Here is a 24,356-nt window from a genome sequence, read left to right on the forward strand (position 1 = left end):
GTGGACCTCCTGGAGGTCCCTCCTTCCGAACCCGGCCCCGCGCTCCTCCCGAGCGCGGGGCTTTTTCGTTGCCCCCACACCCGTCAGCAGCCACCCCCGAGGACCCGTATGACGCCGCTCCCGATGTGCCGCCCCAGCCCCCGAGTCCCGCCGTTCCAGAAGGAGGCCGTGTCATGCGCGTGATGAAATTCGGTGGCACCAGTGTCGGGGATGCGGAACGGATGCGCGGCGTGGTGGCGCTGGTGGAGGAGGCGCGCAAGGCCGAGCGGGTGATGGTGGTGGCGTCCGCGGTGTCGGGCATCACGAACCTCCTGGTGGAGGCGGCGAGGGTGGCGGAGGAGGGCGCGTCCGTGCAGGAGGCCTGCGCCCGGTTCGACGACACGCACTCCATCATCGCGAAGGCGCTGAGCGTGGACCTGAAGCCCGCGCAGACGCGGCCGCTCGCGGAGGGGTTGGTGGCGTTGGGGGTGGAGCTGCGCGGGCTGTTGCAGGGCGTGGGGTTGCTGCGGGAGTGCTCGCCGTCCGTGCTGGCGCATCTGTCGGGGCTGGGGGAGCGGGCGTCGTGCCTGCTTCTCACGGCGCTGATGGAGGCGCGGGGGCTTGCGCCCGTGAGCGTGGACCCGAGGCAGGTGCTGGTGTGCTCGGGAGATCCGCTGCAGGCGACGCCCCGGCTGGAGGAGATCCGCGCGCGGTTCGCGCCGCTGCGCGAGGACGGGCCGGGGCTGATGTTGATGCCGGGCTTCTTCGGTGGGGATGCGCGCGGCAAGACGATGTCGCTGGGGCGGGGAGGGTCGGACTACTCGGCGGCGCTGGCGGCGGCGGCGCTGGACGCGCGGCTGTTGGAGATCTGGACGGACGTGGACGGCATCTTCAGCGCGGACCCGCGGCTGGTGCCGGAGGCGTTCGCGCTGGAGGAGGTGAGCTTCGAGGAGGCGATGGAGCTGGCCTACTTCGGCGCGAAGGTGCTGCATCCGAAGACGATTGCCCCCGCGAGGGAGCGGGGCATCCCGGTGCGGGTGTGCAACAGCTTCCGGCCGGAGCACCCGGGCACGCGGGTGACGGCCACGGCGCCGGCTTCGCGGCACCCGGTGCGGGGGTTGTCGTTCCTGCCGGACATCGCGCTCATCAACATCGCGGGCGCGGGGTTGAAGGGCGTGCCGGGCACGGCCGCGCGCGTCTTCGAGGCGATGGCGATGGCGTCCATCTCCGTGGTGCTGATCACGCAGGGCTCCAGCGAGTCCTCCATCAGCTTCTGCGTGGGGGAGGCGGAGGCCCGGCGGGCGGTGCTGGCGCTGGAGGACGCGTTCGAGGTGGAGCGCGAGGCGGGGAAGGTGGACCCCATCGAGCACCAGCCGGGGCTCGCGGTGCTGAGCATCGTGGGAGACGGGATGCGGCACCGGGTGGGCGTGGCGGGGACGTTCTTCAGCGCGCTGGCGGACGTGGATTGCAGCATCGCGGCCATCGCGCAGGGGTCGAGCGAGCGGAGCATCTCCGCGGTGATTTCGCGGGAGGACGGGCCGCGTGCGATGGCGCACGTGCACCGCAAGGCCTTTGGCACCACGGAGGTGGTGGAGCTGCTGGTGGCGGGCGTGGGCACGGTGGGCGGGGAGCTGTTGCGGCAGATCCACCAGCAGGCGCCGAAGCTGCGGGCGCACGGGTTGGATTTGCGGGTGTGTGCCATTGCCAATAGCAGACACAGCCTGGTGGCGCCGGAGGGGGTGGCGCTGGAGGGGTGGAAGGCGCGGCTGGAGGCGAGCGAGTCCGGGTTCACGCTGGACACGTTCCAGGCGTGGGCGAAGGCGAGGCGTCCGGGCCGGCCCATCTTCGTGGACTGCACGAGCAGCCAGGACGTGGCGTTGGGTTACCCCGCGTTGATGGCCTCCGGGCTGCACGTGGTGACGGCGAACAAGAAGGCCAATGCGGGGCGGCAGGAGCACTGGAGGGCGCTGCGGGAGACGGCGGCGCGGCACCAGCGGAGGTTCCTCTACGAGACGAACGTGGGGGCGGGGCTGCCGGTCATCGACACGTTGAAGAACATGCTGCGCACGGGAGACACGGTGCACCGGGTGGAGGGCATCCTGTCCGGTTCGCTGTCGTTCATCCTGGGGCTGACGGAGGCCGGGGTGCCGCTGTCGAAGGCGGTGGGCACGGCGATGGAGAAGGGCTTCACGGAGCCGGACCCGCGAGACGACCTGGAGGGCACGGACGTGGCGCGCAAGGTGCTCATCCTGGCGCGAGAGCTGGGGCGGTCGCTGGAGCTGGAGGAGGTGGCGCTGGCGTCGCTGTTGCCGGAGGAGTTCGACGCGAAGGGACCGCTGCCGGAGTTCCTGGCGCGGCTGCCGCAGGCGGATGAGCTCTTCCAGAGACGGGTGGACGCGCACCGGAAGGAAGGCAAGGTGCTGCGCTACGTGGGCAGCGTGGGGCCGGAGGGCGTGCGCGTGGGCCTGGTGCCGGTGCCGCTGGAGCATCCGCTGGCGGCGGTGAAGGGAGGCGAGAACGCGCTGAGCTTCCTGTCGGAGCGCTACAGCCCCACGCCGCTGGTGATTCGAGGCTACGGCGCGGGCGCGGCGGTGACGGCGGCGGGGGTGCTCGCGGATGTGCTGCGATTGGTGGAGGGGCCGTTGCCCTGAGCACGGATGTTAGGCTTTTCCGCCATGGGGAAGAGCCTGACGTTCTGTGCGCTGGTGCTGTGGATGGCGGCGTGCGCGTCCAGCACGCCGCTCCAGCAGCGCTGGGATGAAGCCGAAGCGGAGTGCGGTGACGCAAGCAGCGACGCCTGTGTGACCCTGGTCTGCGGGGACACGGACTGCGGCTTCTTCCGGTGCGAGGACGTGCCCGGAGAGGTGGTGCTGGCCCGGGGGCTGCCGCCCCGTCCGCCACCCGTGGCCGTGGCTCCCGCGCCGGGAAGCGGGCCCCGGCGCAACTGGGGCGGCGCCATGGGCCTGCCGGGTGACGCGGAACCCGTGATGGTGTTCCCCTGGTACGGGAACCCCAAGCCCGTGCCTCCTCAGCGGCAGTTACCGGCGGGGAAGTTCGAGAAGCACCACATCTTCCCGCAGGCCCCGGATCTGGCCAGGTGGTTCAAGGATCGAGGCGTCGACATCCACCAGTACACGATCCCCATCCCCGTGCATGTCCACCGGCGCATCCACAGTGGTGGGCCCAAAGGAGGCATGTGGAACGAGGCATGGCGTGAATTCAGCACAGACAACCGGAACGCCTCACCGCAGGAAATTTTCCGACATGCTGGGGAACTCATCTATCGCTTCCAACTGCTGGGTGGCCCCATCCAGCAGTACAACTGACCCTCCACTGCGAGGATCTTGAGTCCATGACGCGCTTTTTCAGGATGCGCACCGATAAGGTGGCCAGGAACTCTTTCAGTGGGGATTTCGATGCCGCACCGAAGTGGGGCCTGCCGGGGATCAAGGATTGCCCGGGATGCGGGGCCACCTGGTCCACCTGGGGAGACCATTACCCTGCGGTAGACCTGTCGGACCTTCCCGAACGAGGTGAGTTCGAAGAACCTCGGCCCGAGCCCTTCCACGAGTTCGCGCGTCTCCGGGAGCTGGTACGTCCATTGGCACCCTCAGGTTCCGAGCTTGCCCCCGGGACGACCTTCGGCCCGCTGGTAGGCCGTGCGTCAGGTCAGTTCGCGCCCTTCTCAGGGCTCGAAAGCTGCTGGATCCTCGTGCGCCGGGACGCCTTCAACAGCCTCCAAGCATCTGGCATCCGAGGCCTGCTGGGATGCAAGACAGAGCTGCGGTTCCGGCAGAAAACTCATCCGGACATCCTCGACCTTCAACTCGAGCTGCGCGGCCGGATGCACCGCGACTGCCTTCCACCTGACCTGCCCCCCCCCTGCGCCACCTGCGGGCGCCTCGCCCTTCGCCTCCCGGAGGACCTCATCCTCGACGCGGCCTCCCTGCCCACGGACGTCGACCTCTTCCGTCTGGGCGACTACGGCACCGTCCTCATCGGCACGGAGCGCTTCAAGGACGCGGTGGAGCAGGGCGGTTGGACCGGCATCTCCTTCCGGGAGCTCCCCGTGCGTTCTTGAGGTCCCTGTCATTTGATGGCGCGGACCGCCTTGTCCGTGGCCTTCAGGTCGAACGCTTCCGGATCAAAGGAACCGCCGACCCACTCCAGCAGTTCTTCGTGATCTTCGTGATCCGGATCTCGAAGCGCCTCGAGCAGGTCTTCATAGCCAGGAACACCGCCGCAGTCGTCGGGCGGAGCAGCACGTGCTCCCGCGGTACAGGCGGGATAGCGCCTGCCGGGCTCAGGGGGCTGTACCTTCTTGACGCGGATGCGATGCACCCAGTCGTCACCAAAGTCATAGATGTAGCCAAAGACACTGCGAGCCCGCGGGCCGAGGTCCGCGACGGTGTACTTGCGTTCATCCAACAGCGGTGATCCGCCCAAGCTGAAGTCATCAGCATCTCCCTTGGCCAGATGTCCGTACTGTTGCCGTGAGATGTCCTCGAACATGTGCATGTGGCTGTTGGTCCAGCCGAATGCTGCTTGCAGGATGGCGTGCAACTTCGAGAGTGGCGTTTCGCTTCGGACATGAAGCTCTCGCCAGATGGCGGGGGCGATCTCGATCAACTCGACGTGCAGCAAGTGAATCGATGGCACGAAGGTTGTCTTCTTTCGGGTGGCCATGAGTGGAAACCTCGTAGTTGCCCCCGCCATGAAGAGAAATCGTCCCAATGATTGATGGAATGGCGTGCGTTGAGAATGACACGGTCGCCTAGGCTTTTCCGCCATGGGGAAGAGCCTGACGTTCTGTGCGCTGGTGCTGTGGATGGCGGCGTGCGCGTCCAGCACGCCGCTCCAGCAGCGCTGGGATGAAGCCGAAGCGGAGTGCGGTGACGCAAGCAGCGACGCCTGTGTGACCCTGGTGTGTGGGGACACGGCCTGCGGCTTCTTCCGGTGCGAGGACGTGCCCGGAGAGGTGGTGCTGGCCCGGGGCCTGCCGCCCCGTCCGCCACCCGTGGCCGTGGCCCCCGCGCCGGGAAGTGGGCCCCGGCGCAACTGGGGCGGCGCCATGGGCCTGCCGGGTGATGTGGAACCCGTGATGGTGTTCCCCTGGTACGGGAACCCCAAGCCCGTGCCTCCTCAGCGGCAGTTGCCGGCGGGGAAGTTCGAGAAGCACCACATCTTCCCGCAGGCCCGGGACCTGGCTGAGTGGTTCACGAGAAAGGGGATCGACATCCACCAGTACACGATCCCCATTCCCGTACACGTCCACCGGCGCATTCACAGTGGAGGATCCAGCGGTGGCTTGTGGAACAAGGCCTGGCGCGAGTTCAAGAACGAGAACGACCTCGCTCCACCTCAAGAAATCTTCAAGCATGCCGGGGAACTGATCTATCGCTTCCAGCTCCTGGGTGGCCCCATCCAGCAGTACAACTGAGCCTTCATCCATCCGAGGCCTGACGGTCCATGCCCCCCTTCTTCTGGCTCCGCGACGACGAAGCAGCCACATCCCGTTTCAGCGGAGACTTCGATGCCGCACATAGATGGGGACTTCCTGGCCTCAAAGATTGTCCGGGGTGCGGCCTGACGTGGAGCCAATCAGGGCGTCAGTACCCAGCCGTGGACCTTTCACTCATCCCCGAGCATCGGGAATTTGAAGAGCCCCGGCCCGAGCCGTTTCATGAATTCGTCCGTCTCCGCGAGCTGGTGCGCCCGCTGGTGCCACCGAGTGCATCGCTTTCTCCCGGGACAAGCTTCGGTCCGCTCACGGGCACTGCGTCCGGTCAGTTCGGGCCGTTTACCTGGCAGGGGACCTCGCTGATGCTCATCCGCCGCGACGCACTCGACGGTCTCCAGGCCGCGGGCGTTCGTGGGCTGCTGGGTTGCAAGACGGAGCTGCGGTTCCGGCAGAAGACGCCCCCAGACATCCTCGAGATTCAGATCGAACCGCGCGGCCTGCTGCACCGCGACTGCCTTCCTCCCGACCTGGAGCCGCCCTGTCCCACCTGCGGACGACAGGGTTTCCGCCGTCCGGACGACCCCATCCTCGACGGTGCTTCGTTGCCCACGGACAGGGACCTGTTCCGCTTGGACAACTTCAGCACCATGATCATCGGCACGGACCGGTTCAAGGACGCGGTGGAGCAGGGCGGTTGGACGGGCATCTCCTTCCGGGAGCTCCCGGTCCGCTGACGCTCTCAGCCCACGGTGGGGAAGGGCGGTGGCTCCACCACCACCTCCATGGGCAGGTTCTCCTTCTCCGCGATCCACTTCACCCACAGCTTCGGACGCGCGGTCGTGTCCCGGTGCTTGGGCCGCTCCAGCCGGATGGACAGCCAGTTGCGGTCCCGCAGGTACAGCTCCTTGCCCACTGGCAACAGCTCCGTCTGCAGGAACCCCGGCAGGTCCTCCCTCGAATCCTGCGACAACGCCAGCATCCCCTTGAACGCGAGCCACCCCGGCGGCGGATGCACGATGGGCGAGGACGTCGCCTGTTCGATGAACACCTCGCCCACTGTCCCCAACGCGGGCACCAGGTGGTCCGGGTTGCGTGAACGCACGCGCGCCCTCGCCCCCACGTGCACGTCCCCGGACAACACCGTCACCGCGCAGTAGGACTTCTTCGCCAGCGAGAACAGGTTCATCAACAACCGCGTCCGCTCGCCCCGGTGCACCGAGGACTCCCACTGGTCCAACAGGTCGTCGCGCAGTTCGACCCCGCCTCCGCTCATCCGCTCCATCGCCGGACCGAACCGCAGGTGCACCAGCGGCACCGACGACACCACCAACACGTGCCGCGCCTTCTTGCCGTTCTCCGGCCGCTGGCGGTGCTCCTCGCGCCACGCATCGAAGGCGTCCCACTGGGACCGGCTCATCACCGTGAACTCGGTCTGCGGATGCGCGTCCCCGGTGTCCAACACCCGGCTGGTCCGGCCGCTCCTCAAGTCCAACAACACCACGTCCAGGTCGCAGTCCGCCGTGGAGAAACAGAACGTCTGGAAATAGTGCCGCGCGGGCTCCACCACGCCCCGGTCGTCCGGCTCGCGCGCCTTCGCCGGCTGCTCCAACCAGCCCCGCTGGAAGGCCTCGAACGCCCGCGCCGCCGCGCTGTAGATGGCGCGATACCAGGGCGCCTGCTGGAGGTCCTCGTGCGAACCCCACCCATCGAAGATGTCGTGGTCGTCCCACATGAACAGCCCCGGCACCCGCCGCAGCAACGGCGCGATGCCCTGGCTCCCACCCCACCGCTCCCGGTACAGCCAGACGTACTCCGCGAACAACCGCTCCGAGAACCCGTCCGGCACCGGCAGCTTCAACCGCTCCGACCGGGGCAGCTTCATGAACGCGTTCAACACATCCAGCGTGTTGTGCAGCGAGTCCGCGTAGAGCTGATCCCCACCCCCGAGCAGCAACTGGAAGCCCGGCGTCTTCGCCGGGTCCGTGGGCTCCCGCTCGTGCTGCTGGAGCATCCGCTCCCAGAGCGCGAAGGGCTGCGCCAGGTTGCTCCAATCACTCGCACGGCTGGCGCCGTTGCAGGAGAAGAACGCGATGTTGGGCGACACGCCCTTCGCCGGGACGACCACGTCGGACACCACCAGCGGCTCCGGCAGGATGACCTTCGTGGACCACGGCCGGTCGTCTCGCGGCGGCGGACGCTCGAAGGTCACCGGCACGCCCGGCGTGTCTGGCGATTCGAAGTGATAGGACAACCGTCGGGCCTCGTCCGTGCGCGGAAGGACGACCTCCCAGCGCCACACCACGCCCCGGGTGTCCTTGGGCAGGGCGGTGAGGTCCGCGGCGGCCTTCACCTCGTCGAAGACGGCGACCTGGTGGCCCTTCGCGTCCCGGAAGCACAGCCTCAACGCCGGGGGCTTCTTCGCCGACGTGCTGTCCAGGAACACGTTGACGAAGAAGCTCCACACGTCATGGGACTTCGGGTCCGGCGTGGCCTGCGCCCGGGCGTACAGGAGGGGCCCCAACAAGAGCTTCATGGGGAAAGCCTTGCATGGACGCCCCGCCCCGTCGACGAAGGCGCCTCACCCCTTCGGCGGAGGCACCGCGAGCGGCTGGTACGTGCCGAAGCTCCAGACGTTCCCCTCGGGGTCCAGCGCGCTGAAGTCCCGCGAGCCGTAGTCCGTGTCGTGCAGCTCCATCGCGATGGTCGCGCCCGCCGCCTTCGCCCGCGCGTACAGCGCATCCGGGTCCGTCACCACCACGTAGATGCCCAGGTTCTTCAGGGGCACGTCCTTCGACGCGGCCATCTTCAGCCGGCCGCCCTCCGCGCCGCCGAACATCACCAGCCCGTGGCCCAGCGTCAGCTCGACATGGGCGATGGCGCCGTCAGGCTTGCGGTAGACGACCCGCTCCTCGCAGCCGAAGGCCTGCTTCAGGAAGCGCAGGGCGGCTTCGGGGTCGGCGTAGTGGATGAAGGGATACAGGCTGGGCAGGGACATGGTGTGTCTTCCTTTCACCGCGCATCCTGCCCATCCGCCCGCGGACCTTCTTGGACGGATTTTACCTACGCGCCGGATTCGAACCCGCCCGCGTCCGGCAGTGCACGGCGCAGGAGGGCGGACGGCGGCCCGCCGGTGAACTGGCGGAAGTCCCGGTTCAGGTGCGCCTGGTCGAAGTAGCCCAGCTCCAGCGCGAGCTCCGCCCAGCGCACCGGGCCCCCGGACTTGATCCGCTCCACCGCCCGGTCGAAGCGCAGCAGGCGCGCCAGCCTGCGCGGAGGCAGCCCCACCTGCTCGTGGAACTGGTGGATGAGGTGCTTGTGGCTGTGGCCCAGCTCGGTCGCCAGCGTGGCGATGTCCACCTGGCCTCCCGTCCGCTGGATGCGCTCCACCGCCCACGTCACCCCCGCGTCCACCGCCGGCCCCCGCTCCGCGCGCCTCAAGAGGAACGCGTCCGCGAGCGCGAACCGCGCCGCCCAGTCCCGCGCCTCCGCCAAGGCCTCCACCAGCCGCCGCGCCTCGGCGCCCCAGAGGTCCTCCAGGCCCGTCACCCGGTGGGACAGCTCGTGCATGGGCAGGCCGAAGAGGCGCCGGGCCCCCAGCGGCGTGAGGTTCACCTGGAGCCCGTGGGACTCGCCGTTGTGCTCGGTGGTGCTCCAGCGCTCGTCCAGCCCCGCGACGAAGCCGGAGCGGTGCCGCGTCACCCCGCCCGCGTCGTCCAGGTGCTTCAGCAGCGGGCCGAACTCCAGGATGAGCACCACCTGCACCCCGGGCAGCTCCTGCCGGCGCATGGGCTGGGGCATGGCCTCGCGGAAGCCGCAGTAGTCCCGGATGAGCGGCGCCAGCGCCGGGGGCGGCGTGGCCAGCGCCATCTCCCAGCCGCCGCGCTCGGACGCGTGGCGCACCACGCGGATGCGATGCATGCGGCGGGAGACTACTTCGAAACCTTGCTCAGGAAGCCCAGCAGGGCCGCGTGCCACTTCTCCGGCGATTCGAAGTGGGGGATGTGGCCCACGTTGGGGAGCTCCACCAGCGTGGCGCCCGGGATGGCCGCGGCGGTCTTCTTGCCCAGCGCCGGGTACTGCCCCAGCTTCGGCAGCAGCGCGGGCGGCACGCTGCCCTTGCCCACCACCGTGCGGTCCTCCTGGCCAATCACCACCAGCGTGGGGACCTTCACCCGCGGGAACTCGTGCACCACCGGCTGCTCGTAGATCATCGTCTGCGTGGCGGCGGACACCCAGGCCAGGCGCGGGTACTCACCGCTCAGCGTCTGGCGGTAGAGCACCTGGACGTATTCGTCGTACTCGGGCTTCCACTTCACGTAGTAGCCGCGCTGGTACTTGCGCAGCCCCTCCTCCGTGGCCTTGAGGTTCTCCTGGTAGAGGTCCTCGGTGGACTTCCAGGGGACGGACTCGCGGTAGTCCTCCAGGCCGATGGGGTTCTCCAGCACCAACTGCGTCGTCACCTCCGGGTACATCAGCGCGAAGCGCGTCGCGAGCATGCCGCCCATGCTGTGCCCCACCACCGCGGCCTGCTTCACCCCCAGCTCCTCCAGCACCTGCCGCGTCAGCGACGCGAGCGTGTGGAAGCTGTACGCGATGGCCGGCTTGGACGACTTGCCGAAGCCGATCTGATCCGGCACCACGACGCGGTAGCCCGCGCCGGAGAGGACGCGGATCGTGTCCTTCCAGTACGCGCCGAAGAAGTTCTTGCCGTGCAGCAGCACCACCGTGCGCCCGTTGGCGTTGGCCGTGGGCTTCACGTCCATGTACGCCATGCGCAGGTCCTGGCCCTCCAGCTTGACGGGCAGGAATTGCACGGGGGCGGGGTAGGGGTAGCCCTCCATGCCCAGGCCCAGCGCCTCCGGGGCGCGCTTGGACTCCTGCGCGTTCGCGGCGGGCGCGGAGAGCAGCAGGGCGGAGAGCAGCAGGGCGGGGACGCGGACGGACGGCATGGGGCTCCTTCGGCGACGGGACGCGAGGGAACGGCAGTCTGGCCGCGACATTCCCCCGCGTCGCGGTTTTCAGAACGCCCCGCCCTCCCGAAGGTTGATGCCGAACTCCAAGGAGCCCTTGAGGCAGAGCATCATGTGCATCCAGCCGCCCGCGTTGTCGTAGGACGCCTTGATGCCCTGCTCATCCGGCTTCCATCCAGACTCGCTGATCTTCACCAGCGTGTTGCCCGCGTCCAACGGCACGAAGTTCATCTCCACGCGCGTGTTGTAGCCGCCGTCCGCGGGCCACTCGAAGACGATGCGCTCGTGGGGAGTCACCTCGCGCGTGATGACGTCGAACTCGCCCGGCGCCTCCGCGAAGCTCCACTTCACCGTGGTGCCCGCCGCCAGCGGACCGCTGCTCGTCTTCACGAAGTAGCCGCTCAGCTTCGCGGGGTTCACCACCGCCTCGAACACCTGCGCCACCGGCTTGCGGATCTTCAACTGCACCTGGAACTTCGGCTCCATGGGGCACCCCTTGCCGTGAACTGGTCCTGCCCGCAAATAGGTTATAGAAATATAACATGTCAAGGAGTGACGACCGGGACGACCTCATCTTCAAGGCGCTGGCGGACTCGCGCCGCCGGGCCATCCTGGACCTGTTGAAGGACGCGCCCCGCACCACCGGGGAGCTGTGCGAGCACTTCGAGAAGACCCTGGACCGCTGCACCGTGATGCAGCACCTGAAGGTCCTGGAGAAGGCGGAGCTGGTGCTGTCCCACAAGGAGGGGCGCACGCGGTGGAACCACCTCAACGCGGCGCCCATCCAGGACATCCACGCGCGGTGGATCAGCTCCTACGCGACCCACGCGGTGAAGCTGCTGACGAAGCTGAAGCGGGACCTGGAGGAGGACTGACGTGCGTCAGTGCGCGCTGTCGGAGAACGGCTGGACGTCCGCGGCCTGGGCCAGCGGCTCGTTCTCGAAGCGCGCGGGCTTGAGCAGGCGCGTGGTGAGCACCAGCGCGAGGAAGATGGCGCTGCACGCGATGGTCACGAAGCGCAGGTTCATGCGGTCCGCCAGCGCGCCCTGGAACCAGACGCCCAGCGAATAGCCCGCGCCCAACACCATGCTGTAGAGGCTGCCCATGCGCGCCTGCAATTCACGCGGCACGCGGCCCTGGCAGGACGCGCTCAGGCTGCTCATCAGGACCAGGTAGTTGGCGCCCAGGAAGAAGATGCACACCGCCGCCACCTGGAGCGTGGGCGCCAGCCAGTACACGCCCGCCAGCACCGCGATGGTCGTGGCCGAGTAGCCGCGCAGCTTGCGCTGCCCGAAGAGCTCCGCGAGCGTGCCCACGCACAGCGCCGCCGTCACCGCGCCCGCGCCCTGGCACGTCACCAGCAGCGACGTGGCCGCCGCGCCCTGGCCCAACTCGCGGATGGCGAACACCGGCACCAGGCCGATGAAGGGCGCCACCAGCGCGGCCACGAAGAAGGTGGCCACCAGCACCAGCGAGATGTCCTCGTCGTCCCGCGCCACGGTGATGCCGCGGCGGATGCCGTCCCAGAGCGGCTCGCGCTTCGCGGCCTTGTCCCGCGCCGGCGGCACCACGCGCCACAGCGCCACCAGCACCGCGAAGAAGGACAGCGTGTTCGCGAGCAGCGCCCACGCGGGCCCGCCCGCCTGCAACACCACCGCGGCCAGCGTGGGCCCCATGATGCGGCCCAGGTTGAACTGCGCGGAGTTGAGGCTGGTGGACAGGTGCAGGTCCTCCGGCGGCACCAACTCCGCCAGCAGCGCGGAGAAGGCCGGATAGGTGAGCGTGCTCACGCACCCGTTGAGGAACGAGATGACGCCGATGATGGACACCGACAACTGCCCGCGGAACGCCAGCACCGTCAGCACCGCCGCGAGCACCGCCTGGAGCAGCGCGCCCAGCCCCGCGTACGCGCGCCGGTCGAAGCGGTCCGCCAGCGCGCCGCCCACCGGCGCCAGCACCACCGCGGGCAGGAAGGACAGCGCGACGATGGCGCCCGTCCACTCCGCGCGGCCCGTGGTCTGCGTGACGTACACGCCCATCGCCACCGTCTCCATCCAGGTGCCGATGTTGGAGATGAGCGCGCCCAACCACACGGCGAAGTAGCCGGGGTATTCGAACGGGCGAAGCGAAGTCAGTCTGGGCAGTCGATGAGCAGGCACGTCGGAGCCTGTCTTAGCGCACGCCGCACGCGCATGCCTTGCACGGCGCGGCACGCTTGGAGGCGCAATGAAGCGCACGGCAGCCCAGGCAGCAGCCCGGCTTCAACGAAGCGCGATGCGTGACATACAAAACACCCACGGAGGCCGAGGCGTCCGTGGGTGCGGGTGCGGCGTTGTCGTGAAGGCTCGGCGCTACGGCGCGGCGCTGGAGGCCGTGACAGGCGACTTGCGCGGAGAGACGCGGCCGTCGTCCGCGATGCGGGCGCCCGTGTCGGGGAAGTCCTCCGTGGTGAGCTTGCGCACCAGCGAGACGACGTTGGCGGCCGGGTCCGGCTGCGTGATGCCTTCGCCAACCTGCTTCGTCGGGAGGATGCGGCCGTTGGAGAAGCGGCCGTTGGCGTCCAGCTCCACCTCCAGGATCATGCCCAGGCCCTGCGGACCCTTGAGGTTGAAGCGGCCGTAGGTGGCGAAGTTGCCCATGGAGTAGGCGATGAGGCGGCCCTGGTAGAACTCCATGGCGCGCGCGACGTGCGGGCCGTGGCCGAGCACCAAGTGCGCGCCCGCGTCCACCACCGCGTGGGTGAAGGCGCGCAGGTCGCCGCGGTCCTCGCCGAAGAACATCTCCCTGCCGGCCGGGACGTGCAGGGCCTTGCCGCCCTCCGCGCCGCCGTGGAAGGAGACGATGACGATGTCGTGCGTGGCGGCGGTCTGCTTCACCAGCGCCGTGGCGGTGGGCAGGTTGTTCAGGTGGTTGCAGCCCGCGGACGTGTGGAAGGCCACCAGCCCAATCTTCAGGCCGTTGCGCTCCACGGTGGCCACGCTGCCCGGCGGGCCGCTCCAGGCGATGCCCAGCGCGTCCAGGGTGGACTCGGTGGCGCGGCGGCACTCCTCGCCGAAGTCGCCGGAGTGGTTGTTCGCGGTGGAGACCACGTCCACGCCGGCCTCCTTGAGGTAGTCACCGAAGGACGTGGGGGAGCGGAACGCGTAGCAGTTCGCGGGCGAGCGGCACTTGGTGGTTTTACCGGTGTCGCAGAGCGGCCCTTCCAGGTTCACGAAGGTGAGGTCCGCGTCCTCCAGCAGGGGGCGCACGGCCGCGATGACGCTGCCGCCGCCCTCCGGGGGCAGGTAGCCCTCCGGCACGGTGGTGCCGAGCATCAGGTCACCCGCGGCGCGGATGCGCAGCTTCGCGCCCGGCGGCGGGGGCGGGCGGGGCGCGCTGTCCACCGGCTGCGCGAGCTTCGCCTGGAGCGCGGCCTGGTTGCGGGCCTGCGTGAGCGCGCCCTCCAGGTCCGGCTGGCTGGGATTGAGCGCGCGCACCTGCGTCCACTGCGTGAGGGAGTCCGCCCAGCGGCCTTCCACGGAGTACGCCCAGCCGAGCTCCCAGCGGCAGTCCGCGCGGGACGGCGCGGCCTGCACGCACGCGGACAGCTCCGCGATGGCGGTGCGCGAATCCTTGGACTGGAGGGCGGCGACGCCCCGGGCGTAGTGCTCGTCCGGGTTGCCCACGGTGGCCAGGCCGGACGCGCCGGCCTTGCCGTGCATCGCCATGGCCGCGGCGCGCAGGGCCCCGACGCTGGCCTCCACGGCGATGCGGCCGGCTTCGGAGAGGGAGTCTGTCTGGCTTTGCGCGGCGCCGGTGGCCGGCACCGTGGCCGGCTCGCGGGGCGGCGTCGGGATGGACTCGGCGAAGCCCGCGGGCATCCGCACCGCGACGGGCGTCTCGGAATCACTGGCACGGGTCCGCGTGGCGGCCGTCACGGACGCGAGGCCCGCGACTTCGAGCCGCCCGGCGCTCGTATCCCGGATGACGGAGCGCACGGAGGCCACGCCCGCTTCGGCGAGGCGCGCGGTGCTGGAGGGCTCGGCTGTGGAGAAGTTGGGGACAGACGCGGCGGGCGCGGCGAGCGCCAGCATCAGCAGGACGGACGGGGGGGCCATGGCCCGCGCATCTTACGGGATGCGGCGGGGGCAGGGGCGCCACCGGCGGGCCCGGTTCGCTGGCAGCCGGGCAGGCGACACCCCCACACCCCTCCAAGGCCCCGGCTACCCCAGCGCGTCGAGCAGCATGGAGCCCCGGCGCTGACGGGGCAGCAGCCGGAAGTGCCTCAGCTCCCGGCGCTTCACCCGCCGCTCCAGCGCGCTGTGCAGGGACAGCCGCCCCGGCCCGCGCATCAGCGTCCCGAGCGCGATGGCGATGAGCGCCACGTTGAACTCGTAGCCGCCCTTGGTGATGTCGAAGCCGTTCTTCCTGTGCACCTTCGCGATGGCCATCGCCTGCGTGACGATGACCGACACCGCCGTGAAGCGCGTCGCGATGCCCAGGATGGAGCTCACCCCGGCCACCAGCTCCGTGATGCCCGTGGCCAGCAGCCACTGCTTGCCGGGCTTGATGCCCAGTTGCTCGAACATGCCCGCCTGCTGCTCGATGCCCTCCTTCTTCAGCTTCTCCAGGCCGTGGTGGATCATCGTCGCGCCCAGGGACAGGCGCGGGGGCAGCAGCGCGGCCGACTTCAGCAGCGACGGTTGTTCGTTGAGCATCGTCACGTTCATGGGGCTCTCCTCGTCGGGACGCGGACGTCCGGTGGGTGAAGTGCCCCTTACGTTGTGATGCATCCCCCCATCCGGCCCCGACGCTCGCAGGGCCCCACGTCCGGCGGCCGGGCGCTCAACCCCCGCTCCGCTCCGCCAGCGGCACGTCCATCAGCGCCGCCACCTCCGCGCCGTACCCGCCGGCTCCGTCACCATGCACGATGAGCGGCGGACGCACGGACAGGCCCCGGTCCTGGTCCCGCAGCGCCTGCACCAGGAAGCGCGTGGCGGGCGCGTCCACCCGCGCGTGCACGGCGCGCAGGACCCGGGGGAACAACCGCGCGCCCGCGAGCACCCCCAGCACCTCCGCCAGCCGCGCCGCCGGATACACCAGGCTCACGCCGCCCCCGGGCCGCAGGGCATGCCGCGCCGCCGCGACCACGGACGGCGCATCGCAGGCCACCTCCGACTTGGACACGGCCCGCTCCGCGTCCGGGCTCACCACGCCCGCCTCGGCCCGGCGGAACGGCGGGTTGGACACCACCTGCCCGTACGCCCCGGGCGTGAACAGCGACCGCGCCTGCCGCAGGTCCCCGAGCACCGGCCGCACCCGGCCCTCGCACCCGTTGAGCGCCACCGCGCGCGTCAGCCGTTCGTGCACCGCGGGCTGGAGCTCCAGCGCGTCCACCGGGCCCGCGACGCCGAACTGCTTCACCAGGAGCAGCGACACCACGCCGCTGCCCGCGCCCAATTCCAGCACCGGCCCGGGCAGGTCCTGCCCCTCCGTGGCCGCGAAGTGCGCCAGCAGCACCGCGTCCAACGTGAAGCGGTAGCCCGCGCGGCGCTGGAACACGCGCACGTCCGCGGTGCCAATGGAGTCCAGCGTCTCGCCGTCCTCCGGCATCCTGTCGGGAGCGGCCACGTTCAGCGCGCGCCGTGCATCCGCTCGGCCACGTCCAGCACGCGCGCCTCGCAGGAGACGCCGTCCAGGTGGCTGGCCTCCACCAGGCCCGTGGGGCTGGTGACGTTCACCTCCGTGAGGTAGTCGCCCAGCACGTCGATGCCCACCAGCGTCAGCCCCTTCTCCTGGAGCGACGGCTTGAGGCGCTTGCAGATGTAGAGGTCGCGCTCGGTGATGTCCGCCTTCATGGGCGTGCCGCCCGCGGCCATGTTGCCCCGGTGGTCCGCGTCCGACGGCACGCGCAGCACCGCGCCCACCGGGTCTCCGTCCACCAGGATGATGCGCTTGTCGCCCAGGCGGCTCTCCGGCACGTACGCCTGCGCGAGGATGGGCTCCTTGAAGCCCTGCGTGAGCAGCTCCACCATGGAGCGCGCGTTGCGGTCCCCCGGCGCGAGGAAGAGGATGCCCTTGCCGCCGAAGCCATCAATGGGCTTCAGGATGGTGCCCTGCGCGTTCTTCGCCGCGAACTCCAGCACCACGGACAGCTCGCGCGTCACGCGCGTCTCCGGCATCAGGTCCGGGAAGTTCAGCGTGAAGAGCTTCTCGTTCGCGTCGCGGATGCCGGACGGGTTGTTGATGAAGATGGGGGCGCGGTCCGGACACAGCTCCACCAACTGCGTGGCGTGCAGATAGTCCGCGTCCACCGGCGGGTCCTTGCGCAGGAAGAGCACGTCCAGCTTCGACAGGGGCCGCACGTCCTCGCCCAGCACGTCGAAGTGCTGCCCTGGCTCCCGCCTCACCCGGACCCGGCGCATGCGCGCCTCCGAGCACCGGCCGTTGAAGCGCAGCCAGCCCTGTTCGAAGTAGTAGACGTCGTGCCCCCGCCGCTGGGCTTCCAGCATCAGCGAGAACGTCGTGTCGTGGTCCACCCGCACGCTCTCGAGCGGGTCCATCAGGAAGCCAAGGGAGAGGGCCATGTGGGGGCGGAAGATAGCGGACGCCCTCCGCCCGTGCCGCTCCTTCGCGCAGGTCCGTCCACGCCGGAACGGACAGGGCCCTAGCGGCCCGGCAGCTCCCTCAGCTTGAGGTTGAGGCGCACGGGCTTGCCCGCCTCCACCGGCACGGCGAGCACGCGGCGCTTCTTGTCCTCGCCCACCAGGATCAGCTCCGCCTGTCCCACCGGCAGGGACTTCTTCACCAGCGGCGCCTGCCCCAGGGACTTGTTGTTGAGGAAGACCTCCGCGGGCTCGTCCAGGAAGAGCGTCACCTCGCCCTTGCCCTTGCCCTTGCGGCTGCCCCGGTTGGCGGTGGACTCGTCCCGGTCGTTGTCCCGGTCCTTCGGGGTCCGCTCGCGGTCCTTGTCCCGGTCGCCGGCCCTGGAGTCCTTGTCCGCGTCCGCGACGGCCGCGTCCGCGTCGGGCGCGGGGGCGTCGGGCGGACGGATGGGGACCATCGCGCCCAGGCCCATGGGCGGGGGAGGGGGTGCCTTCTCCTCGGCCTCCAGCAGTTGGGTGAGCCGGAACGCGCCGTAGGCCAGGCCCAGGAACAGCGACAGCGACAGGAGCGCCCACACCGCGCCCAGCTTCGAGCGCTTCACCGGGGGGGCGGTCTCGTCGCTGCCGGGGCTCTCCGCGCGCAGCTTCGCGATCTCCGCCTTCTTGCGCGCCTCCACGACGCTGAGCGCGGTGGCCTTGCGCTCCGGCAGGTAGGGGCCGTCATCCTTCTGGAGCGCGCGCTTCGCCGACGCCAGCACCTGGCTGCTCGTGGTGACGTCCGCGCTCTCCAGCAGGGACCGCGTGGCCGCCATGCGCTCCGCGAACAGGCCCTTCATGAGGGCGGCGCGCTGCTCGGCGTCCATCAGCTTGCCGCCGGCCGCCTTCTCGATGGCGCGCGCCATGTCCCGCCCGGACGGGTAGCGGCGGTCCACGTTGCGCTCCAGCGCGCGCATCACCACGCGGGAGATGTCCTCGGAGATGTGCGGCAGCAGCACGGACGGCCACGGGATGGCGTCCTCGAGGATCTTCACCATCTCGTCGCGCTCGGTCTTGCCCGCGAAGAGCCGCTCGCCGGTGATGAGCTCGTGCATCACCACGCCCACGGAGAACAGGTCGCTCCTGCCGTCCAGCGGATCGCCGCGCACCTGCTCCGGGGACATGTAGCCGGTGGTGCCCTTCACCGTGCCCACGCTGGTGCGCTCCAGGCTGTTCTTCGCCTTGGCGATGCCGAAGTCGAGCAGCTTCACGGTGCCGTCGTACGTCACCATGATGTTCTTCTGCGCCACGTCGCGGTGGATGACGGGGCTCGCCTCGCCGCCGGGGGTCGTGAAGGTGTGCGCGTAGTGCAGCGCCAGGCACACGTCGCGGGCCACGGACAGGGTGAAGGCCAGCGGCACCGGCTGGCGCTTCTTCAGGCACGCGCTCGTGACCTGGTTGAGGTTCTGCCCGCCGATGAACTCCATGGCCAGGTAGAGCCCGTCGTCCTCCTCCCCCAGGTCGAACACCTGCGCGATGTTCGGGTGGTTGAAGGCCGCGGTGATGCGCGCCTCGTCCAGGAACATGCGGACGAACTGATCATTGGAGCGCGCGTCCGGGAGGATGCGCTTGATGACCACGTACTTGCGGAAGCCGCCCGGGCCCGACGTGTAGCCCAGGAACAGCTCCGCCATGCCGCCCACGGTCAACTGCGTGAGCACCTCGTACTTCCCGATGCGCTCGCCCCGATGGAAGTCGATGAGCTCATCCTCCAGCGCCTTGGGAAAATGGCGCCCGCGTCGTGAAGAAAGCAGGGCCGGACCATAACAGGGCTGTTGCATCCGGGGTCCTTCCTTGCCGGTGTCACGCCCCCCTGATCCCTGTGGATCACCTGTGGATGGTGTGGGCGGCCCTGTGGACAACCGGGGGCTCAAGGGCCCGCCTGTGGATGCCCGGGGGAAACCGGCAACTTGCCCACATGTAGCAGATCGCCGATTCGTGAATGAATCCGGAAGCTTGCTGACTTGTCCCCAACTCGGCTTCCCCTACTGCTTCCACCAGTTGATCAACACTCCAATTAGACTGGTGAAAAGAAGCGGGGCCCGTGCACAAGTCGGAGACCGACAGGCATCCGGCCAGGGGACTCGCTGCTACAGGAGCGTGGCGCGAAGCCGCTCCAGCAGGCCGGGCAGCTCCTGGAGCAGTTGCCGGTCCAGGCCCTCCAGCGCGGCGCGGTGCATGACCAGGTCCTCCGGCTCCCGGTCCGTGGCCATCATGCGCTGCAGGCCCCGCAGGCGCTGGTTGCGCTGGACCAGGCGGGCCAGGGTGTCGTCCAGCTCCTCCGCGAGCGCCGGGTCCAGGTGCAGCTCCTGGCCCACCAGCTCCCGGAGCTGCTCCACGCGATAGGTGAGCTCCCAGCTCTCCTCGTAGCCCGCGCGCCGGGGCAGCATCTGCCCATACGTCCACCGCTCGCTCACCCGGGCCTCTAGTGCGGCCGGGGCCGGGTGAGGCCTGTCAGGGACAGCCGGGTGCGCGTCGGGTCCAGCTCCACGTGCATCCGGCAGTCCGCCACGTCCAGGCGCAGGGTGTAGGGAGGACAGGCGGCCTGCCCCGAGTGGGCCTCGCAGGCGCGAGCGCCCATGCGGAACAGCTCGGCCAGCACCGCCCGCCGGACCTCCGCCGACAGCCCGTTCACCGTGGACTGCACGCCCCGGGCGATGAGCACCGTGAATGCCTGCAATCCCGGAGAGTCGTGTGGCGGGCCAGCCAGGGTCATCCCCGCGCCCGTTGCCAGAACCATACCCTGCGACAGGCCTGTCGTTCCGGGGGGTTGGAAGGACCCAGGGCCCTGGGGGCTGAAAAAAACCCAGGCAGGGAAGTGCCCAATCCTGAAGCCCCGGGGGGTGGGGTGCCGTGGGACACGGGGATGGAGAGGGGTGTAAAGGCAGGGGACGGAGGGGTCGATGGCGCGCACGCGGACGGTGGGCAGTGGGGGCCGGACGGCCCTGGCAATGGCCCTGGCGGCCCTGGTGGCCTTCGGAAGCGCCTGCCGGGACGAGCCCCCGCTGACGGGCGCCCGGAGCCTCCTACGGGTCTCCCAGGAGGCCGTGGCGTTCCCGGCCAGCTACCCCGGGGTGGAGCGGGGGGTGGAGCTCCGGGTGGTGAACGCGGGCCGGACGACGCTGGACGTGGAGTGGACGGCGCTGGCCGCCCCCTTCTCGGCGGACGGGCTGCCCACGCGGATGGGGCCGGGGGAGGTCCCGGTCCGGCTGTCCTACCGGCCGGAGGCCACGGGCGTGCTGACGGCCACGCTGGTGGGCCGGGCGCCGGGGGGCGGGGAGGTGCGGGTGGAGCTGCGCGGGGAGGCGAACCCGTACCCGGACTGCCCCACGCCGGTGGCCTGCCACACCTCCACGTTCGACGTGACGACGGAGCAGTGCGTGGAGACGCAGGAGCCGGACGGCACCGCGTGCGACCCGGGCAACGCGTGCATCCAGGGCGCCACGTGCACGGCCGGGCGGTGCAGGGGGACGGAGCGCGTCTGCGACGACGGCGACGCGTGCACCACGGACGTGTGCAGCCCGCTGGACGGCTGCACGTCGGTGCCGGCGCCGCCGTGTCCGGGGGACGGGAAGTGCCAGGTGGGCGCGTGCGACCCGAAGGTGGGGTGCACGCTGGCGAAGGCGCCGGACGGGACGTTCTGCGGCCCGGAGCGCGGCTGTGACGCGGCGGACGTGTGCCTGGACGGGGCGTGCCAGCGCCGCGACCCGCCGGACAACTTCACCTGCGCGCCGGCCAGCCCCTGCCAGGGCCCGGGGAAGTGCAGGGGCTCCGTCTGCGAGCGCCCCGCCGCCACGGCGCTGGCGCCGGACTGGACCTACGACGCGGCCTCCAACGGGGAGTCGCTGCACGACCTGCTGGTGGGGCCCACGGGGGACGTGACGCTGGTGGGCTTCTTCGTGCCCGCGCTGCTGGACGCGGCGGGCCCGGTGCCGGTGCGCGCGAGCACGTCCGGGCGCCGGTGCATGCTGTGGAACGACCGGCTGCTGTGCATGGACCTGCCGCTGTCTGGGCAGGTGTCGCTGCTGGACCGGGTGACGGGCTCGCCGCGGTGGACGTTCGACCTGGCGACGGCGCGGCCGGACTTCACGCAGGGGCTGACGACGGTGTTCATGGCGCGGCTGGGGGTGATGCAGCCGGACCGGCTGGCGGCCCTCTTCGAGGCGTACCCGGCGGGCACGTCGCGCGACACGCTGTGCCGGCAGTACTTCCTGGTGGTGTTGGATGCCTTTGGCGGCATGGTGTCCGCGCAGGCGCTGCGGGACCCGCTGCTCGCGGAGTGCAACCACCCGCATCCGTATGGCGTCGCGTCCGACGCGGCGGGGGATTTGTACGTGGCGTTCGGCCCCACGCAGAACGTGGGGGCGCCGCTGTACCCGGGAGCGCCGACGTTGTTGATGGCGTTCTCCCAGGACGGGGTGCCGCGCTGGCGCAAGACGGAGGCCTTCGCCGCGGGGGAGCTGGCCATCGTGAACGGGCTGCTGCTCAACGAGCGCTCCACCCAGGCGCTGCGCACGCAGGACGGGCAGGCGGTGGGTTCACGGTCCTTCCCCCAGGGGTTGGGCCGCGCGCTGGCGACGTCCTCGCACGTCATCCCCTCGGCCTCCGAGGACGCCGCGGGCGGGTGGACGCTGGAGGGCTACGCGTTGCCGGAGCTCACGCCGTCCTGGACGCACGGGTTCCAGGGGTGGCCGGGGCCGGTGGCGCCGGAGGCGCGGCTGGCGAACTGGGAGACCTGGCCGGGCCAGCCGCCGGAGACGGTGGTGCTGGGCACGGGCATGAGCGCGGCGGGGCCGGTGCTGTTCGCGGTGAGCGCGAAGGACGGCGCCGAGGTGTTCCAGTGCCCGGTGTCGAACGCGTCCACGCCCGCGCAGTTCCTGGAGCTGGGGCCGGACAGCGTGGTGATGATGGACGGGGCCACGTCCTGCGGCGATTGCGATCCGCCGTATGCCTACAGCCAGGCGCGCTTCCGGCGCTTCCCGGTCCCCGGCCTGAAGCCCGCGGAGGAACCCTGGCCCGGGACGTTCGGCGGGCCAGGGCACGACCATCACGAGGACCCGGTGCGCGGGCGCTGAGTCCTCGTGGCGTGCATCACGGCGTGAGCGCGGTCCAGTCGCTGTTGGGCACGGAGACGGAGAAGTTGTACGTGCCGTTGGTCCAGCACAGGCCGTAGGGGCCCAGTTGGCTGCTGTTGCTCGCGTCGAGCGCGGGCCACGCGCTCACGGTGTAGATCTGGATGCCGGAGGAGCGCACGCGCGGGAACGCGGGGCAGCGCTGCGCCACGTCCATGTAGGCCTCCGTGAAGTAGCGCTCCTCGCCGTCCAGCACGCGCACGTACTTGCCCTTCCACGTCGCGTCCATGCCCTCGAAGGTCTGCCAGCCGGTGGCGCCGTCGAAGCCGCAGTGGTCCCAGACTCTCCGTCTGGAGTTGAGAGGGATTAAAGCAGCTTAAGTTGTTGAACTAGTAATAATGGATTACCGCCAACCGGCGAGGTTCAAGATGCGCCCTTCGCGCAATGTTCCGTCCACGTCGCGCGTGAGGGGCAGGCCCACCGCGGTGACATGGTCGGGCCGGGTGCGCGTGAGCCACCCCAGCCAGGCGCAGAGCGCGGCATCCAGTTGGTCGTGCGTGCACGTCCCCGCGTCCCCGAAGCGCAGTCCGGCTTCCTCCAGCAGGGCCTGTCTGCGGGCGCGTCCCTCCGGCGTGGACTTTGCCCCCAACTTCTCCACAGCCAGCGCGCGCCAGGTGGCGCCGGGGAAGGCCTCGAACAGGCGCGCGTGTGACAGCGACGGCGTGTCCAGGTCCAGCAGGGGCACGCGGGCGTGGGCCCGCAGCGCGGCGAACAGCAGCACGCCGCCGCGCACGAAGCCCGCGAAGGGCGCGCCGGGCACGGGCAGCACGTCCGGGGTGCGGCCCGGGGCGCGCAGCCGCGCCTCCGCGTCCCGCACCTTCGCGCCGGGGTTCGCCAGCGCCTGCGGCCCGTCCACCACCACCACGTCCCCGGGCTCCACGGCGAAGGCCTCCGCGAGCGCCTCCGGGTCCAGCCCGTGCCCGGCCCGCGCCGTGGGCCAGACGCGCTGGGAGAAGCGCACGCGGCCGTCACCGTCCACGACGGCCTCGTCCACGGGGCGGGGCGCGCGGGCGAAGGGGTCCGTCAGGTCCCAGCCCACGAAGCGGCGCGCGGCCGTCATCGCGTGCCTTCCCGCTGCGGGGCCGGACACCGGGCGTTATGTGGGGCCGCCTTCACTTCCACCCAAGGTGACACGCACATGCACTACCGTCCGCTGGGCCGCACCGGCCTGTTTGTCTCTGAACTGTGTTTCGGCGCCATGACCTTCGGCGGCGAGGGCATCTGGAAGAACATCGGGCAGCAGGGTCAGGCGGAGGCGGACGCGCTGGTGGGCCGGTGCCTGGACGCGGGCATCAACTTCTTCGACACCGCGAACGTGTATTCGAACGGGCAGTCGGAGGAGCTGCTCGGCAAGGCGTTGGCGCAGAAGCGCTCGCAGGTGGTGCTGGCCACCAAGGTGCGCGGCCGCATGGGCCCGGGCCAGAACGAGACCGGCCTGTCCCGCTACCACCTCTTCGACTCCGTGCACGCGAGCCTCAAGCGCCTGGGCACGGACCACATCGACCTCCTGCAGATCCACGGCTACGACGTGGCCACGCCGCTGGAGGAGACGCTGCGCGCGCTGGACGACCTCGTGCGCCAGGGCAAGGTGCGCTACCTGGGCGCGTCCAACCTGGCCGCGTGGCAGTTGATGAAGGCGCTGGGCATCAGCGACCACCGCGGCCTGTCCCGCTTCGAATCGCTCCAGGCCTACTACTCCATCGCCGGCCGCGACCTGGAGCGCGAGCTGGTGCCGCTGATGAAGGACCAGCAGGTGGGCCTGATGGTGTGGAGCCCGCTCGCGGGCGGCTTCCTCTCCGGCAAGTACCGCCGCGGCGCCGGAGGCCCCGAGGGCGCCCGCCGCACCACCTTCGACTTCCCGCCCGTGGACCGCGAGCGCGCGTACAACGCCATCGACGTGATGGATGAGGTCGCGAAGGAGACGGGCACCAGCGTGGCGCGCGTGGCGCTCGCGTGGCTGCTGCACCAGCCGCACGTCACCACCGTCATCCTCGGCGCGAAGACGCAGGCCCAACTGGAGGACAACCTGGCCGCGTCCGAGCTGCGCCTCGGCTCCGAGCAGCTCGCGAAGCTGGACGCCGTCTCCAAGCTGCCCCCCGAGTACCCGGGCTGGATGGTGGAGCGTCAGAACGCGGACCGCCTCCCCCCGGCCCGCTGAACCGGGTGCTCGCGGAGTCCCGCACGTCCGGACTTT

Annotated in this window: 24 protein-coding genes; 8 read left to right on the forward strand and 16 right to left on the reverse strand. The window is 70.3% G+C overall.

All coding sequences use genetic code 11. The features are described from left to right. The first annotated feature begins 173 nt into the window (after positions 1 to 173). Genes thrA through K8556_RS34615 form a run of 3 tightly spaced genes read left to right on the forward strand, consistent with a single transcriptional unit; the run spans position 174 to position 4,060 of the window. Positions 174 to 2,630 carry a bifunctional aspartate kinase/homoserine dehydrogenase I gene (gene thrA / locus K8556_RS34605; protein ID WP_223744380.1) on the forward strand — a complete coding sequence of 819 codons (2,457 nt, stop codon included), beginning with the start codon at positions 174 to 176 and terminating at the stop codon, positions 2,628 to 2,630. Between the two features lie 24 nt (positions 2,631 to 2,654). Next, a complete protein-coding gene (locus K8556_RS34610; protein WP_223744381.1) occupies positions 2,655 to 3,305 on the forward strand; it encodes a TIGR02269 family lipoprotein in 651 nt (216 codons plus the stop codon). A 26-nt stretch (positions 3,306 to 3,331) separates the two neighbouring features. Continuing rightward, complete coding sequence (locus tag K8556_RS34615; protein WP_223744382.1) at positions 3,332 to 4,060, forward strand: double-CXXCG motif protein; 729 nt, start codon at positions 3,332 to 3,334, stop codon at positions 4,058 to 4,060. 8 nt (positions 4,061 to 4,068) lie between these two features. On the opposite strand, the gene K8556_RS34620 is transcribed toward K8556_RS34615, so the two are convergent. Beyond that, positions 4,069 to 4,665: a plasmid pRiA4b ORF-3 family protein gene (locus tag K8556_RS34620; RefSeq protein WP_223744383.1), complete on the reverse strand. Its 597-nt coding sequence runs from the start codon at positions 4,663 to 4,665 to the stop codon at positions 4,069 to 4,071. 103 nt (positions 4,666 to 4,768) lie between these two features. Here K8556_RS34620 and K8556_RS34625 point away from each other — a divergent pair, with 103 nt between their 5' ends. Both K8556_RS34625 and K8556_RS34630 read left to right on the forward strand, forming a co-directional pair. Further along, positions 4,769 to 5,419 (forward strand): TIGR02269 family lipoprotein, encoded by a 651-nt coding sequence (locus K8556_RS34625; protein ID WP_223744384.1) that lies wholly within the window; start codon positions 4,769 to 4,771, stop codon positions 5,417 to 5,419. A 29-nt stretch (positions 5,420 to 5,448) separates the two neighbouring features. Further along, complete coding sequence (locus K8556_RS34630) at positions 5,449 to 6,174, forward strand: double-CXXCG motif protein (RefSeq protein WP_223744385.1); 726 nt, start codon at positions 5,449 to 5,451, stop codon at positions 6,172 to 6,174. Between the two features lie 5 nt (positions 6,175 to 6,179). Here K8556_RS34630 and K8556_RS34635 read toward each other — a convergent pair whose 3' ends face one another. From K8556_RS34635 to K8556_RS34655, 5 genes are all read right to left on the reverse strand, one after another. Beyond that, positions 6,180 to 7,973: an alkaline phosphatase D family protein gene (locus K8556_RS34635; protein WP_223744386.1), complete on the reverse strand. Its 1,794-nt coding sequence runs from the start codon at positions 7,971 to 7,973 to the stop codon at positions 6,180 to 6,182. Between the two features lie 45 nt (positions 7,974 to 8,018). After that, positions 8,019 to 8,435 (reverse strand): VOC family protein, encoded by a 417-nt coding sequence (locus K8556_RS34640; protein ID WP_223744387.1) that lies wholly within the window; start codon positions 8,433 to 8,435, stop codon positions 8,019 to 8,021. Between the two features lie 65 nt (positions 8,436 to 8,500). After that, positions 8,501 to 9,358 carry a helix-turn-helix domain-containing protein gene (locus tag K8556_RS34645; RefSeq protein ID WP_223744388.1) on the reverse strand — a complete coding sequence of 286 codons (858 nt, stop codon included), beginning with the start codon at positions 9,356 to 9,358 and terminating at the stop codon, positions 8,501 to 8,503. Between the two features lie 11 nt (positions 9,359 to 9,369). Next, positions 9,370 to 10,389, reverse strand: a complete 1,020-nt coding sequence (locus K8556_RS34650) for an alpha/beta fold hydrolase (protein ID WP_223744389.1) — start codon at positions 10,387 to 10,389, stop codon at positions 9,370 to 9,372. 69 nt (positions 10,390 to 10,458) lie between these two features. Continuing rightward, positions 10,459 to 10,896 (reverse strand): SRPBCC domain-containing protein, encoded by a 438-nt coding sequence (locus tag K8556_RS34655; RefSeq protein WP_223744390.1) that lies wholly within the window; start codon positions 10,894 to 10,896, stop codon positions 10,459 to 10,461. Positions 10,897 to 10,952: 56 nt separating this feature from the next. On the opposite strand from K8556_RS34655, the gene K8556_RS34660 reads away from it, so the two are divergent. Beyond that, the gene (locus K8556_RS34660) at positions 10,953 to 11,285 is read left to right on the forward strand and encodes a helix-turn-helix transcriptional regulator (RefSeq protein WP_120589449.1); all 333 of its coding nucleotides are present in this window, start codon (positions 10,953 to 10,955) and stop codon (positions 11,283 to 11,285) included. 6 nt (positions 11,286 to 11,291) lie between these two features. On the opposite strand, the gene K8556_RS34665 is transcribed toward K8556_RS34660, so the two are convergent. The 8 genes from K8556_RS34665 to K8556_RS34700 form a co-directional block, all read right to left on the reverse strand. Beyond that, positions 11,292 to 12,569, reverse strand: coding sequence for an MFS transporter (locus K8556_RS34665; protein WP_223744391.1), 1,278 nt, complete (start codon positions 12,567 to 12,569; stop codon positions 11,292 to 11,294). A 192-nt stretch (positions 12,570 to 12,761) separates the two neighbouring features. Then, positions 12,762 to 14,507 carry a CapA family protein gene (locus tag K8556_RS34670; RefSeq protein ID WP_223744392.1) on the reverse strand — a complete coding sequence of 582 codons (1,746 nt, stop codon included), beginning with the start codon at positions 14,505 to 14,507 and terminating at the stop codon, positions 12,762 to 12,764. A 105-nt stretch (positions 14,508 to 14,612) separates the two neighbouring features. Next, positions 14,613 to 15,119, reverse strand: coding sequence for a DoxX family protein (locus tag K8556_RS34675; protein ID WP_223744393.1), 507 nt, complete (start codon positions 15,117 to 15,119; stop codon positions 14,613 to 14,615). Positions 15,120 to 15,234: 115 nt separating this feature from the next. Continuing rightward, complete coding sequence (locus K8556_RS34680; protein WP_223744409.1) at positions 15,235 to 16,002, reverse strand: tRNA1(Val) (adenine(37)-N6)-methyltransferase; 768 nt, start codon at positions 16,000 to 16,002, stop codon at positions 15,235 to 15,237. A 20-nt stretch (positions 16,003 to 16,022) separates the two neighbouring features. Continuing rightward, positions 16,023 to 16,976 carry a glutathione synthase gene (gshB, locus tag K8556_RS34685; protein ID WP_223744394.1) on the reverse strand — a complete coding sequence of 318 codons (954 nt, stop codon included), beginning with the start codon at positions 16,974 to 16,976 and terminating at the stop codon, positions 16,023 to 16,025. An 80-nt stretch (positions 16,977 to 17,056) separates the two neighbouring features. Then, on the reverse strand, positions 17,057 to 18,811 hold the full coding sequence (locus K8556_RS34690) for a serine/threonine-protein kinase (protein WP_223744395.1): 1,755 nt from the start codon (positions 18,809 to 18,811) through the stop codon (positions 17,057 to 17,059). A 309-nt stretch (positions 18,812 to 19,120) separates the two neighbouring features. Continuing rightward, positions 19,121 to 19,447 (reverse strand): hypothetical protein, encoded by a 327-nt coding sequence (locus K8556_RS34695; protein WP_223744396.1) that lies wholly within the window; start codon positions 19,445 to 19,447, stop codon positions 19,121 to 19,123. Between the two features lie 8 nt (positions 19,448 to 19,455). Then, positions 19,456 to 19,710, reverse strand: coding sequence for a hypothetical protein (locus K8556_RS34700; RefSeq protein ID WP_223744397.1), 255 nt, complete (start codon positions 19,708 to 19,710; stop codon positions 19,456 to 19,458). Positions 19,711 to 19,933: 223 nt separating this feature from the next. Here K8556_RS34700 and K8556_RS34705 point away from each other — a divergent pair, with 223 nt between their 5' ends. Beyond that, positions 19,934 to 22,105, forward strand: a complete 2,172-nt coding sequence (locus K8556_RS34705; RefSeq protein ID WP_223744398.1) for a tenascin-X — start codon at positions 19,934 to 19,936, stop codon at positions 22,103 to 22,105. 16 nt (positions 22,106 to 22,121) lie between these two features. On the opposite strand, the gene K8556_RS34710 is transcribed toward K8556_RS34705, so the two are convergent. Together K8556_RS34710 and K8556_RS34715 are read right to left on the reverse strand one after the other, a co-directional pair. Continuing rightward, the gene (locus tag K8556_RS34710) at positions 22,122 to 22,391 is read right to left on the reverse strand and encodes a hypothetical protein (RefSeq protein WP_223744399.1); all 270 of its coding nucleotides are present in this window, start codon (positions 22,389 to 22,391) and stop codon (positions 22,122 to 22,124) included. A gap of 114 nt (positions 22,392 to 22,505) precedes the next feature. Further along, positions 22,506 to 23,222 carry a DUF429 domain-containing protein gene (locus tag K8556_RS34715; protein ID WP_223744400.1) on the reverse strand — a complete coding sequence of 239 codons (717 nt, stop codon included), beginning with the start codon at positions 23,220 to 23,222 and terminating at the stop codon, positions 22,506 to 22,508. 78 nt (positions 23,223 to 23,300) lie between these two features. Here K8556_RS34715 and K8556_RS34720 point away from each other — a divergent pair, with 78 nt between their 5' ends. Further along, complete coding sequence (locus tag K8556_RS34720) at positions 23,301 to 24,320, forward strand: aldo/keto reductase (RefSeq protein WP_223744401.1); 1,020 nt, start codon at positions 23,301 to 23,303, stop codon at positions 24,318 to 24,320. Positions 24,321 to 24,356 lie beyond the last annotated feature (36 nt).

It is taken from the genome of Corallococcus sp. AS-1-12, assembly GCF_020036995.1.
Classification (GTDB): domain Bacteria; phylum Myxococcota; class Myxococcia; order Myxococcales; family Myxococcaceae; genus Corallococcus.

Coding starts and splice junctions, on each gene's coding strand:
- thrA (WP_223744380.1), top strand. CDS start 174: ATGCGCGTGATGAAATTCGGTGGCACCAGTGTCGGGGATGCGGAACGG.
- K8556_RS34610 (WP_223744381.1), top strand. CDS start 2,655: ATGGGGAAGAGCCTGACGTTCTGTGCGCTGGTGCTGTGGATGGCGGCG.
- K8556_RS34615 (WP_223744382.1), top strand. CDS start 3,332: ATGACGCGCTTTTTCAGGATGCGCACCGATAAGGTGGCCAGGAACTCT.
- K8556_RS34620 (WP_223744383.1), bottom strand. CDS start 4,665: ATGGCCACCCGAAAGAAGACAACCTTCGTGCCATCGATTCACTTGCTG.
- K8556_RS34625 (WP_223744384.1), top strand. CDS start 4,769: ATGGGGAAGAGCCTGACGTTCTGTGCGCTGGTGCTGTGGATGGCGGCG.
- K8556_RS34630 (WP_223744385.1), top strand. CDS start 5,449: ATGCCCCCCTTCTTCTGGCTCCGCGACGACGAAGCAGCCACATCCCGT.
- K8556_RS34635 (WP_223744386.1), bottom strand. CDS start 7,973: ATGAAGCTCTTGTTGGGGCCCCTCCTGTACGCCCGGGCGCAGGCCACG.
- K8556_RS34640 (WP_223744387.1), bottom strand. CDS start 8,435: ATGTCCCTGCCCAGCCTGTATCCCTTCATCCACTACGCCGACCCCGAA.
- K8556_RS34645 (WP_223744388.1), bottom strand. CDS start 9,358: ATGCATCGCATCCGCGTGGTGCGCCACGCGTCCGAGCGCGGCGGCTGG.
- K8556_RS34650 (WP_223744389.1), bottom strand. CDS start 10,389: ATGCCGTCCGTCCGCGTCCCCGCCCTGCTGCTCTCCGCCCTGCTGCTC.
- K8556_RS34655 (WP_223744390.1), bottom strand. CDS start 10,896: ATGGAGCCGAAGTTCCAGGTGCAGTTGAAGATCCGCAAGCCGGTGGCG.
- K8556_RS34660 (WP_120589449.1), top strand. CDS start 10,953: ATGTCAAGGAGTGACGACCGGGACGACCTCATCTTCAAGGCGCTGGCG.
- K8556_RS34670 (WP_223744392.1), bottom strand. CDS start 14,507: ATGGCCCCCCCGTCCGTCCTGCTGATGCTGGCGCTCGCCGCGCCCGCC.
- K8556_RS34675 (WP_223744393.1), bottom strand. CDS start 15,119: ATGAACGTGACGATGCTCAACGAACAACCGTCGCTGCTGAAGTCGGCC.
- K8556_RS34680 (WP_223744409.1), bottom strand. CDS start 16,002: ATGCCGGAGGACGGCGAGACGCTGGACTCCATTGGCACCGCGGACGTG.
- gshB (WP_223744394.1), bottom strand. CDS start 16,976: ATGGCCCTCTCCCTTGGCTTCCTGATGGACCCGCTCGAGAGCGTGCGG.
- K8556_RS34690 (WP_223744395.1), bottom strand. CDS start 18,811: ATGCAACAGCCCTGTTATGGTCCGGCCCTGCTTTCTTCACGACGCGGG.
- K8556_RS34705 (WP_223744398.1), top strand. CDS start 19,934: ATGGCGCGCACGCGGACGGTGGGCAGTGGGGGCCGGACGGCCCTGGCA.
- K8556_RS34710 (WP_223744399.1), bottom strand. CDS start 22,391: ATGGACGCGACGTGGAAGGGCAAGTACGTGCGCGTGCTGGACGGCGAG.
- K8556_RS34715 (WP_223744400.1), bottom strand. CDS start 23,222: ATGACGGCCGCGCGCCGCTTCGTGGGCTGGGACCTGACGGACCCCTTC.
- K8556_RS34720 (WP_223744401.1), top strand. CDS start 23,301: ATGCACTACCGTCCGCTGGGCCGCACCGGCCTGTTTGTCTCTGAACTG.